This window comes from Rhodococcus sp. C26F, from assembly GCF_053345925.1.
The window spans coordinates 3,240-14,806 of the sequence record NZ_JBKFBA010000057.1 but is presented as its reverse complement, the minus strand read 5'-3'; the positions used below and the strand labels follow the sequence as shown (position 1 = coordinate 14,806).

Annotated in this window: 9 protein-coding genes; 6 read left to right on the top strand and 3 right to left on the bottom strand. The window is 69.3% G+C overall.

Translation table 11 applies throughout. The features are described from left to right. Positions 1-169: 169 nt before the first annotated feature. The 3 genes from ACLBYD_RS28390 (at position 170) to ACLBYD_RS28380 (ending at position 3,390) form a co-directional block, all read left to right on the top strand. Entirely contained in the window at positions 170-559 is a 390-nt protein-coding gene (locus ACLBYD_RS28390) for a Fur family transcriptional regulator (protein WP_081314679.1), read from the top strand. A 37-nt stretch (positions 560-596) separates the two neighbouring features. Then, on the top strand, positions 597-2,780 hold the full coding sequence (katG, locus tag ACLBYD_RS28385) for a catalase/peroxidase HPI (protein ID WP_447819060.1): 2,184 nt from the start codon (positions 597-599) through the stop codon (positions 2,778-2,780). A gap of 274 nt (positions 2,781-3,054) precedes the next feature. Then, positions 3,055-3,390, top strand: coding sequence for a hypothetical protein (locus ACLBYD_RS28380; protein ID WP_039958655.1), 336 nt, complete (start codon positions 3,055-3,057; stop codon positions 3,388-3,390). A 7-nt stretch (positions 3,391-3,397) separates the two neighbouring features. On the opposite strand, the gene ACLBYD_RS28375 is transcribed toward ACLBYD_RS28380, so the two are convergent. The 3 genes from ACLBYD_RS28375 to ACLBYD_RS28365 all read right to left on the bottom strand — a co-directional run bounded on the left by ACLBYD_RS28375 (position 3,398) and on the right by ACLBYD_RS28365 (position 9,391). After that, complete coding sequence (locus ACLBYD_RS28375) at positions 3,398-6,403, bottom strand: bifunctional [glutamine synthetase] adenylyltransferase/[glutamine synthetase]-adenylyl-L-tyrosine phosphorylase (protein WP_447819059.1); 3,006 nt, start codon at positions 6,401-6,403, stop codon at positions 3,398-3,400. Between the two features lie 14 nt (positions 6,404-6,417). Then, positions 6,418-7,755 carry a glutamine synthetase family protein gene (locus ACLBYD_RS28370; protein WP_016690827.1) on the bottom strand — a complete coding sequence of 446 codons (1,338 nt, stop codon included), beginning with the start codon at positions 7,753-7,755 and terminating at the stop codon, positions 6,418-6,420. A gap of 85 nt (positions 7,756-7,840) precedes the next feature. Continuing rightward, positions 7,841-9,391 (bottom strand): alpha/beta hydrolase, encoded by a 1,551-nt coding sequence (locus ACLBYD_RS28365; RefSeq protein WP_447819058.1) that lies wholly within the window; start codon positions 9,389-9,391, stop codon positions 7,841-7,843. Positions 9,392-9,576: 185 nt separating this feature from the next. Here ACLBYD_RS28365 and panB point away from each other — a divergent pair, with 185 nt between their 5' ends. The 3 genes from panB to ACLBYD_RS28350 form a co-directional block, all read left to right on the top strand. Then, positions 9,577-10,437, top strand: coding sequence for a 3-methyl-2-oxobutanoate hydroxymethyltransferase (gene panB / locus ACLBYD_RS28360; protein ID WP_060652762.1), 861 nt, complete (start codon positions 9,577-9,579; stop codon positions 10,435-10,437). Positions 10,438-10,556: 119 nt separating this feature from the next. Next, the gene (locus ACLBYD_RS28355; protein WP_160875574.1) at positions 10,557-11,024 is read left to right on the top strand and encodes a hypothetical protein; all 468 of its coding nucleotides are present in this window, start codon (positions 10,557-10,559) and stop codon (positions 11,022-11,024) included. A gap of 51 nt (positions 11,025-11,075) precedes the next feature. Further along, positions 11,076-11,567: alpha/beta fold hydrolase (locus ACLBYD_RS28350; protein WP_447819063.1), on the top strand; the 492-nt coding region annotated here is incomplete at its 3' end.

Sequence of the window (11,567 nt, the reverse complement as noted above, 5' to 3'; positions counted from 1 at the left end):
GGGGTTCGCCCCTGCTGCAGCAGTAGCAAGCCCCGGTTCGGCGCGCGAGATGCGTTCGTTCGTCATCGAATCCGGCGAAATCGCGACCGGTTCCAGAAAAGTGGTCCATAGTGGGCACGTGCCCTCGACGCGGGATTTCTCCGAGCGGTTACGCGCAGCCGGTCTTCGCGTGACCCGACAGCGTCTGGCGGTGCTCGATGCGGCGCACGAGCACCCGCACGCCGATGCCGATCGCATCTTCGACGCGGTCGGCGCCGTCGTTCCCGGCATCGGCCGGCACACCGTGTACGACATCCTCCACGCTCTCTCGGCACACGGCCTGCTCCGACGTATCCAGCCCGCAGGTTTCCACGCGCGGTACGAGGTGCGCGTCGGCGACAGTCATCACCACCTCGTCTGCCGGTCCTGCGCCGTGATCTCGGATGTCGACCACACCATCGGCGACTCGCGTTGCCTGTCACCGGTGGACGACGCAGGTTTCGACGTCGACGAGGCGGACGTCGTCTTCTGGGGCCTGTGCCGCGACTGTTCGACAGACGATCCACGACAACAGCCCTGAATCGGTCCGATCGACCCTGATCCGGAAGGAAACCGCAGTGTCCGAAAGCGAAAACCCGGCAGTCCCCTCCCCCGAGCCGTCACCGCACCGGCCGAGGACCAATCAGGACTGGTGGCCGGACCAGCTGGATTTGACGGTCCTGCACCAGCATTCACCGCTGTCCAATCCGTTGGAACCCGACTTCGACTACTCGAAGGAAGTCGAATCCCTCGACGTCGAGGCGCTCCGTCAGGATCTGATCGACCTGATGACGGATTCCCAGGACTGGTGGCCGGCCGACTTCGGTCACTACGGGGGTCTGTTCATCCGCATGAGCTGGCACTCGGCCGGCACCTACCGCATCGCCGACGGTCGCGGTGGCGGCGGCAAGGGCGCGCAGCGGTTCGCGCCGCTCAACAGCTGGCCCGACAACGTCAGCCTCGACAAGGCGCGTCGCCTCCTGTGGCCGATCAAGCAGAAGTACGGCCGCAAGCTCTCCTGGGCCGACCTGCTGGTCTTCGCCGGCAACTGCGCCTACGAGTCGATGGGGTTCAAGACGTTCGGCTTCGCGTTCGGCCGCGAGGACATCTGGGAGCCCGACGAGGTCTTCTGGGGCCCGGAGGACACTTGGCTCGGCGACGAACGCTACGCCGGTGAGCGCGAACTCCAGGGTCCGCTGGGCGCCGTCCAGATGGGTCTGATCTACGTCAATCCCGAAGGCCCCAACGGCAACCCGGAGATCCTCGCGTCCGGACGCGACATCCGCGAGACGTTCGCCCGGATGGCGATGAACGACGTCGAGACGGCCGCGCTCATCGTCGGCGGTCACACCGTCGGCAAGACGCACGGTGCCGCTCCCGCCGACAATCTCGGTCCCGAACCCGAGGGTGCCCCGCTCGAACAGCAGGGTCTCGGCTGGAAGAACTCGCACGGCACCGGTGCCGGTGGCGACACGATCACCAGCGGTCTCGAAGTCACCTGGACGCCCACTCCGACGAAGTGGGACAACACCTTCCTCGAGACGCTGTACGCCTACGAGTGGGAGAAGACCAAGAGCCCCGCCGGTGCGTGGCAGTGGACGCCGAAGGGCGGTGCCGGCGCGGACACCGTGCCCGACGCCCACGACCCGACGAAGAAGCACGCGCCGGGCATGCTCACCAGCGACCTCGCGTTGCGCTACGACCCCGTCTACGGCGAGATCACCCGGCGCTGGCTCGACCATCCCGAGGAACTCGAGCAGGAGTTCGCCAAGGCGTGGTTCAAGCTGCTGCACCGCGACATGGGTCCGCTCTCGCGGTACCGCGGGCCGTGGATCCCGGAACCGCAGATCTGGCAGGACCCGGTGCCGGACGTCGACCACGAGCTGATCGACGAGAGCGACATCGCCTCGCTCAAGGCGAAGGTCCTCGACTCGGGAGCGACGATCCCGCAGCTCGTCGCCACCGCATGGGCGTCGGCCGCGAGCTTCCGCGGCACCGACAAGCGCGGCGGTGCGAACGGCGCGCGCGTGCGGCTCGAGCCGCAGAAGAACTGGGAGGCCAACGAACCCGCACAGCTCGCACAGGTGCTGCAGATCCTCGAGGGTATCCAGCAGGACTTCAACGGCTCCGGCGGCAACAAGAAGGTCTCCCTGGCGGATCTGATCGTCCTCGCCGGTAACGCCGCGGTGGAGAAGGCCGCCAAGGATGCGGGACACGACATCACGGTTCCGTTCTTCCCCGGCCGCACCGATGCGAGCCAGGAGTGGACCGACGTCGAGTCGTTCGAGGTACTCGAGCCGAAGCACGACGGTTTCCGCAACTACCTGCGTGGTGGCGAGAAGCTTCCGCCCGAGAAGCTGTTCCTCGAGCGCGCCAACCTGCTGACGCTGACCGCTCCCGAGACGACGGTGCTCGTCGGCGGTCTGCGTGCGCTCGGCGCGAACCACGGCGGCAGCAAGCACGGGGTCTTCACCGACCGCCCGCAGACCCTGACGAACGACTTCTTCGTCAATCTGCTCGACATGGGGACCGAGTGGAAGGTCTCGCAGAACAGCGAGGGCGTCTACGAAGGACGCGCTCGGGGCTCGGACCAGGTCAAGTACACCGCGACCGCCGTCGACCTCGTCTTCGGGCACAACTCGCAGCTGCGGGCGCTCGCCGAGGTCTACGCGACCGACGATGCCGGTCCGAAGTTCGTCCGCGATTTCGTCGCGGCCTGGACGAAGGTGATGAACCTGGATCGTTTCGATCTGAAGAAGTGACCGCGCCGGCGGTCCACGACCGCGCCTGACGCACCGTCCCGGAGCCACCCGTCGTGTTCGGCGGGTGGCTCCGTCGTGTGCAGGGGGTCGTGTGCAGGGGGTCGTGCGCAGGGGGTCGTGCGCAGGTCGGCCGAGCCGAAACCGACTGGACAGCCGTACTGCACACGGGTGTACCGTGAGGACACAGCTTTGGTGATGTTCGTCACACCCGCTGGCGGGGGAGTGGATGCGACGTGGTCCGTATTCGAACGACACGTCTCCTCGGGAGGCCACCATGCGTAGATCCCTCGTTTCGGCAGCATGCGCCGCCGTCATGCTGTCCCCCGTCCCTCTGTCCGTCGCACTCGCGGGCACCGCAGCGGCGCAGACCGACATCTCCGTCGTCGGCATGTCGCAGGAGCAGGCACAGCAGGTGCTCTCTGACGCGGGAGTCCCCTACATCATTCTCAACCGGTCCGGCAGCACCATGCAGAACTGCAGGGTGACCGAGCAACGCGACCGCGGCTACGACGTCGAGGTCGAGTACGACTGGGACCACGAGAACAAGGAGTGGGACAAGACCGAGGTCGAGGTCTGGCGAGGACTCGCACTCGTCGTCTTCTGCGACTGACCGTCCGTCAGTCCCAGAACACCCGCTCGACGACCGCCCGCGCACGACGCGTGACGCGCAGGTAGTGGTCGAGGAACTCCGACGCGTCCTCACCACGCCAACCCGTCACGCGGGCAACGGCTTCGAGCAGCCGCCCCGGCCCCGGGAGCTGGTCGGTCGGTTTGCCGCGGACGAGCACGAGACAGTTCCGCGCATCCGTCGCGGTGATCCATGCCGTGCGCAGGAGTTCGACGTCGGTCGCGCTGAGCAGCTCGGCGGCGCCGATGCCGTCGAGCGCCTCGAGTGTCGAGGTCGTGCGGAGCGCCGGGAGCCGGTAGGCGTGTTGGAGTTGCAACAGCTGCACGGTCCATTCGATGTCGGCGAGGCCGCCCCGTCCGAGTTTGGTGTGGGTGGCCGGGTCGGCCCCGCGCGGCAACCGCTCGGAGTCCACGCGTGCCTTGATGCGCCGGATCTCGCGGACGGCCTCCTGGGAGACCCCGCCCTCGGGATACCGCACCTCGTCGATCATGTGCAGGAAGCGGGTGCCGAGCTCGCGGTCGCCCGCGACGGCGTGGGCGCGCAGCAGTGCCTGCACCTCCCACACCTCGGCCCACTGCGTGTAGTACGCCCGGTAGGACGCCAACGTCCGGACGATCGGGCCGCTGCGACCTTCCGGACGCAGATCCAGATCGACCTCGAGCGGCGGGTCGGTGCTCGGCGCGCCGAGCAGTCGCCGCACCTGTTCGGCGATGCTCGTGGCCCACTTGACCGCATCGGTCTCGTCGGCGTCGGGCAGCGGGTCGCACACGAACAACACGTCCGCGTCGGATCCGTAGCCGAGTTCGCCGCCTCCGAGCCGGCCCATTCCGATCACCGCGATACGCGCCGGCGCCGGTCCGCGGGACTGCTCCGAGGCCCGGATCACCGCGTCGAGCGCGGCTTCGAGGACACCCGCCCACACCGTGGACAACGCCCGGCACACCTGCGGCACGTCGAGCATGCCGAGGATGTCGGCGCTCGCGACACGCGCGAGTTCGGCGCGACGCAGCGAGCGCGCGGCGGCGATGGCGCGAGCGGGATCGGAGTAGCGCGACGACGATGCGACGAGGGCGCGCGCCACCTCCGGCGGGTTCGCCTCGAGCAGCCGCGGCCCGGTCGACGCGTCGGCATACAGGCGGATCACCTCGGGAGACTTCACCAGCAGGTCGGCGACGTAGGCCGACGAACCGAGCACCGTCATGAGACGTTCGGCGACGGCCGGCTCGTCGCGCAGCACCCGCAGGAACCAGACGGTGTCGTAGAGCGCATCGGACAGCCGTCGGTAGGCGAGCAGACCGGCGTCGGGATCGGTTGTCTCACCGAGATATTCGAGCAACTGCGGGAGTAGCAGTGCCTGGATGCGCGCCTTGCGGGAGGCTCCCCCGGACAACGCCGCCAGGTGTTCCATCGCGTGTTGCGGGCCGTTGTAGCCCAGCGCGGCGAGCTGGCGGACGGCCGCGTCGGGCGACAGCCGCAGCGCTTCCTTGTCGAGCTTGCTCACCGAGTCCAGCAGCGGCCGGTAGAACAGGCGCGCGTGCAGTTTCCGGATCCGCGACGAGTTGCGCTTGATCTCCGATTCGAGCACGCCGAGGGCGTCCTTGCGCCCGTCCGGCCGCATGTGCGCGGCGCGCGCGAGCCACCGCAGAGCCTCGCGGTCCTCCGGCGGTGGCAGGGTGTGGGTCCGCTTGAGCCGCTGGAGCTGGAGCCGATGTTCGAGCAGGCGGAGGAACTCGTAGGACGCCCGCATGTTCGCGGCGTCGTCGCGCCCGACATAACCGCCGTCGGCGAGCGCGCACAGCGCTTCGACGGTGTTGGGCACGCGCAGCGATTCGTCGACGCGACCGTGCACGAGTTGGAGCAACTGCACGGCGAACTCGACATCGCGGAGGCTGCCGCGTCCGAGCTTGAGTTCGCGTTCGCGTAATTCCGGGGGCACCATCTCCTCGACCCGGCGGCGCATCGCCTGCACGTCGGGCACGAAGTCCTCGCGTTCGGAGGCGGTCCACACCATCGGGCTCAGGGCGTCGATGTACCGGCGGCCGAGGTCGAGGTTCCCCGTCATCGGCCGTGCCTTGAGCAGCGCCTGGAACTCCCAGGTCTTGGCCCACCGGTTGTAGTAGGCGACGTGGGATTCGAGGGTGCGGACGAGCTCGCCGCGTTTGCCCTCCGGTCGCAGCGCGGCGTCGACCTCGAAGAAGGCCGACGTCCCGATGCGCATCATCTCCCCTGCGATCCGGCTCGCGCGGGCGTCGGCGGGTTCGGCGACGAAGACGACGTCGACGTCGCTGACGTAGTTCAGCTCACGTGCACCGCACTTGCCCATCGCGATGACGGCGAGGTCGATCGGGCACGGGCCCTCCGGGATCACGGTGGACACGGCCACCGCGAGGGCTGCGGTGAGCGCCGCGTCGGCGAGGTCGGCGAGCAGCGCCCCGACCTCGAGATAGGGCAGCACCGGTTCGTTCTCGACGACCGCCGCGAGATCGGCCGCGGCGATCAGCATGAGCTGGTCGCGGTAGGTGGTGCGCAACGCCGCGACCGCGTGCGGACCGATGAGCCCGGCCCGGTGGATCAGCCGGCCGGGACGTCCGTCGGGCTCGGGTTCGGCGTCGACGCTGTCGAGCATCCGCGCCGTGAAGGTGTGCTTGTCGGGCAGCGCCGCGCTGCCCGCGAGCCTCTTCCAGCGATCCGGGTTGGCGACGACGTGGTCGCCGAGCGCCGACGACGCCCCGAACAGCCCGAACAACCGGCCGCGCAGGCGCGTGTCGGAGCGCAGCGCCGAGTCGAGCTCGGCCCAGTCGTCACCGAGCACGTCGGCCAGGCGCGCGAGGGCGCGCAGGGCCAGGTCGGCGTTGGGGGCACGGGACAGCGCCCACAGCAGTTCGACGCTGTCGGCGTCGTTCCATCCGAGTCGAGCGAGCTCGGCGGGGGCGGNGACGAGGCCGAGCCGACCGGGGCCGGGAACTACCGAACGCGCGCTGGGCGGTCTCACCACGCTTCCATCGTCGCTTACAACCCCAGGTACTGCTCGAGTTCGAAGGGGGTGACCTGGCTGCGGTAGTTCTCCCACTCCCGCCACTTGTTGCGCAGGAAGTAGTCGAAGACGTGCTCACCGAGGGTTTCGGCGACGAGTTCGGACTTCTCCATCTCGCGCAGCGCGATGTCGAGATCGGTGGGCAGTTCGCGGTAGCCCATGGCGCGACGCTCGGCGGAGGTCAGCGACCACACGTCGTCCTCTGCCTCGGGGGCGAGCTCGTAGCCCTTCTCGATGCCGCGCAGACCGGCCGCGAGCAGCACCGCGAAGGTCAGGTAGGGGTTGCACGCCGAGTCGGGGGTGCGGATCTCCACGCGACGCGACGACGCCTTGTTCGGCGTGTACATCGGGACGCGCACGAGTGCGGACCGGTTCGACGGGCCCCAGCACGCGGCCGTGGGTGCCTCTCCCCCGTGTACGAGACGCTTGTAGGAGTTGACCCACTGGTTGGTGACGGCGCTGATCTCGTTGGAGTGCTCGAGGACACCGGCGATGAACGCCTTGCCGGTCGCCGAGAGCTGCAGCGGGTCGTCGGGGTCGTGGAAGGCGTTGGTCTCGCCCTCGAACAGCGACATGTGGGTGTGCATCGCGGAGCCGGCGTGGTCGCGGAAGGGCTTGGGCATGAAGGTGGCCCGCACGCCCTCCTGCATCGCGATCTCCTTGACCACGTAGCGGAAGGTCATGACGTTGTCGGCCATGGACAGCGCGTCGGCGTAGCGCAGGTCGATCTCCTGCTGGCCGGGCGCGGTCTCGTGGTGGCTGAACTCCACCGAGATGCCCATGGACTCGAGAGCGTCGATGGCGTGACGCCGGAAGTGCGGGGCCGAGCGGTGCACGGACTGGTCGAAGTAGCCGCCGATGTCGGCAGGGACCGGGGCGCCGCCCTCGGGGCCGTCCTCGACGAGGAAGAACTCGATCTCGGGATGCACGTAGCAGCTGAAGCCGAGATCGGAGGCCTTGTTGAGCTGGCGGCGCAGCACGTGGCGGGGGTCGGCCCAGCTGGGGGTGCCGCCGGGCATGGTGATGTCGCAGAACATCCGGGCCGAGTACTGGTGACCTCGATCGTCGACCCAGGGCAGCACCTGGAAGGTGGTGGCGTCGGGACGCGCGACCATGTCGGCTTCGGAGATCCGGGAGAAGCCTTCGATGGCCGAGCCGTCGAAACCGATGCCCTCCTCGAAGGCTCCTTCGAGTTCGGCCGGCGCGATCGCCACCGACTTGAGGGTGCCGACGACGTCGGTGAACCACAGGCGCACGAACCGAATGTCGCGCTCTTCGAGGGTGCGGAGCACGAACTCCTTCTGGCGATCCATACTCGCGAGACTAGGCACAATCCGTTAATTCCGTGTTACATCAGGTGACACTTGCGGATGGCGTGTCGCTCACGTGCGCCGGCGGTCAGCAGTGAGGATCACTTTCCGGCACCGTCGAATCCACAAGATAGCTGGTCACGGCGGTGTCGACGCACGCGTTGCCGTCCAGGGCGACGGTGTGCTGCGTTCCCTCGAAGGTGACCAGGACACCGCCGAGCCGGGCGGCCAGTTCGACTCCGGCATCGTAGGGCGTCGCCGGATCGCCGGTCGTCGAGATCACGAGCACGGGCGGCAGGTCGCGGACATCGGGGGTGTGCGGCTCCCCCGTGGCCGGGACCGGCCAGAAGGCACACACGTCCAGGGCCGCCGATCCGGTGCCGCGTCCGTCGTCGAGGAAGGGGGCGGCCGCGCGGAACCGCATGTCGAGTTCGCCCGCGAGGGCCCGGTCGGTCACCGGCGGGTCGTCGACGCACCGGACGGCGTTGAAGGCGTCGGTGATGTTGCTGTAGGTGCCGTCCTCGCCGCGCCCCTCGTAGAGGTCGGCGAGCCGCAGCAGGGTGTCGCCCGTGCCGGTGGTCGCGAGCGACTCCAGCCCGCCGCGCAGCGAACCCCACAGGGTCGGCGAATACAGGCCCTGCTGCACACCGGTGATGGCGTCGCGGTGGCTCAGTCCGCGCGGATCGGTGGTCGGTGCCGGAGCGCCGAGCAGCGGGTCGACGAGCCCCCGGAACCGCTCGGCGGCCCGGGCCGGATCGGTCCCGAGCGGGCACCCCGCGTACTGCGCGCAGTACGCCGCGAACTCGTCGAAGGCCTTCTGGAAGCCCACGGCCTGCAGCACGATCTCCTCGACCGGGTCCTGCTCCGGATCGATCGCACCGTCGAGCACCATCGCCCGCACCCGGCCCGGGAAGGCCTCGGCGTAGAGGGTGCCGAGCCGGGTGCCGTAGGAGTAGCCGAGATAGGTCAGCGCGTCGTCCCCGAGGACCCCGCGGAGGACGTCCATGTCCTGCACGACCTCGCGCGTGCCGAGGTACGCGAGCAGATCCGTGCCGTTGCGTTCGGCGCACAGCTCCGCGTACTCCCGATTGCGCTTCTCCGTCGCAGCGATGCCCTCAGGGCTCGTGTCCCCGTCGTCCACAGCGCGGTCGGCGTCGAACTCGGCGTCGGTGAGGCAGCGGACCGCCGGTTCGGACGATCCGACACCGCGGGGGTCGAAGCCGACCACGTCGAAGCGGTCGGCCAGGACGGTGCCGTCGGCCGCGAGCGCGGTGGACAGTCCCGAGGCGCCCGGGCCGCCGGGGTTGACCAGCAGGGAACCGATCCGGTCGCCGCCGGCGGGCAGTCGCGACACCGCGAGGGTGATCACCTCACCGTCCGGGTCCTCGTAGTCGAGGGGAACCTCGATGCGTGCGCACTCGACACCCTGCCGCACCATCATCGGCCCGTCGGCGCCGTACGGCCCGCACGACTCCCAGTCGACGTCCTGCTCGTAGAACCGTTCGAGGCCCGGAACCACTCCGACCGCCGACGGCTGTCGTTGTTCCTGCGCGGTGTCACCGCACGCGGTCGCCGCGGCAGCGGCCACGAGTGCCAGGACGGACAGACGACGGATGCGCGCGCGAACAGGGTGGGGCACGATCCGATCGTGCCACGCTTCGGCCGGCCTGCAGCGGCACGACCTGCGCTCCCTTCCGAGCAGTCGTTCGGTGTGACGAATCGCACCGCTGCGCGGTCTTCGTGTGTCCCGGCCCGACTGGCAGACTGAGACAGTCATCACCCGACCCGGGGACCCCGAGGGCCTCGAGGAAGAAAGGGACAGTGATGTCCGACAACGTGACGTCCGTATACGGCGGCGCGGCCTCCGCTGCAGCCCCTGCCGACACCCCCAAGCGCAAGACACGAGTCCATCACCTGCAGGCGATGAAGGCCGAAGGCCGCCGCTGGGCAGAGTTGACGGCCTACGACTACTCCTCCGCCCGCATCTTCGAGGAGGCCGGTATCCCCGTCCTGCTCGTGGGCGATTCCGCAGCCAACGTCGTCTACGGCTACGACACCACGGTGCCCGTGACCGTCGACGAACTCCTCCCCCTCGTCCGCGGCGTCGTGCGCGGTGCTCCGCACGCGCTCGTCGTCGCCGACCTGCCGTTCGGCTCGTACGAGGCCTCGCCCGAACAGGCCCTCGCCACGGCCGTGCGGTTCATGAAGGAGGGCGGCGCCCACGCGGTGAAGCTCGAGGGCGGCGAGCGGATGGCTCCGCAGATCGCCGCGATCACTGCCGCCGGCATCCCCGTGCAGGCACACATCGGCTTCACCCCGCAGTCCGTGAACACGCTCGGCGGGTTCCGGGTGCAGGGCCGCGGCGACGGCGCCGAGCAGCTCGTCGCCGACGCGATCGCCGTCCAGGAGGCAGGCGCCTTCTCCGTCGTGATGGAGATGGTACCGGCCGACCTGGCCGGGCAGGTCACTCGCAAGCTGAGCATCCCGACCGTCGGCATCGGTGCCGGCAACGAGTGCGACGCGCAGGTGCTCGTCTGGCAGGACATGGCCGGCTACACCAGCGGCAAGACCGCGAAGTTCGTCAAGAAGTTCGGACAGGTCGGCGACGAACTGCGCCGCGCCGCAACACAGTACGCAGCAGAGGTTGCGCAGGGCACCTTCCCGGGGCCCGAGCACTCCTTCTGACGATCTCCGGGGACGGGCACCATCGACGCGGTCGGTGGTGCCCGTCTCGTTTTCTCGACAGCCCCGCGATCGGTGGGCAGACTCGACGACGACCCGACCCCACGATCACCGAGGTGCCGATGACCCAGACCCGACTCCGACTCGTTCCGGCTGCGCTCGCAGCGATCGCCCTGACGGGCACCCTCGCCGCATGCGGGACCGCACAGGATCCGGCGCCCACCGGAACATCGACCGATTCCGCGGTCGAGACGTCGAGTCCGGCCGAGTCGACGCGCTCGGCGCCGACGACGGGGTCGTCCTCCGAGGCCGGAGCGGGTGGCTTCACCGAGGCACAGACCGCCGATCTGTGTGCACGCCTCGAGGGTCAGCTGTCGAACTGGCGCACCTACACCCCCTCGGTGGGTCGCGGTGGCCTCAACATCCTCGTCGGCGAATGGGGTGCGGCGAACGGTGTCGACCTCGTCGCGCTCGCAGGCGACCGGGGCCGCATCGACGCGGCGACCTCCGCGCAGTGCCCGGAGGTGCGCGAGGAGGCCGTGCAGGCACTCGAGATCCCCGATCTCGCGTCGGGTCTCGTCGGGTTCTGACCCGTGGAGCGACGCGAACTGTATCCGCCGATCGAGCCGCACGAGACGGGCATGCTCGACGTCGGTGACGGCCAGCAACTGTACTGGGAGGTCAGCGGCAACCCGCAGGGCAAGCCCGTGGTATTCCTCCACGGTGGTCCGGGCGGTGGCACCGCGCCGCAGCACCGGCGCTTCTTCGATCCGGCCGCCTACCGGATCGTGCTGTTCGACCAGCGCGGCTGCGGCCGCTCGCAGCCGCATGTGGCCGACGGCGCCGACCTGTCGGTCAACACCACCGACCATCTGGTCGCCGACATCGAGCGGCTGCGCACCTTCCTCGGTGTGGACCGGTGGATGGTCTTCGGCGGGTCGTGGGGCTCGACGCTCGCCCTCGCCTACGCCCAGCGGCACCCGGAGCGCGTCACCGAACTCGTCCTGCGCGGGATCTTCCTGCTGCGCCGCAGCGAGATCGACTGGTACTACAACGGCGGCGCCGGGCAGCTGTTCCCCGAGGCGTGGGAAGGATTCTGTGCCCCGCTCGCCACCGCCGGGCCCGGCGAGCAC

Bases quoted from the DNA above. Each gene is read 5' to 3' on its own strand.
- panB (WP_060652762.1), top strand. From the start codon at position 9,577: ATGTCCGACAACGTGACGTCCGTATACGGCGGCGCGGCCTCCGCTGCA.
- ACLBYD_RS28380 (WP_039958655.1), top strand. From the start codon at position 3,055: ATGCGTAGATCCCTCGTTTCGGCAGCATGCGCCGCCGTCATGCTGTCC.
- ACLBYD_RS28355 (WP_160875574.1), top strand. From the start codon at position 10,557: ATGACCCAGACCCGACTCCGACTCGTTCCGGCTGCGCTCGCAGCGATC.
- ACLBYD_RS28370 (WP_016690827.1), bottom strand. From the start codon at position 7,755: ATGGATCGCCAGAAGGAGTTCGTGCTCCGCACCCTCGAAGAGCGCGAC.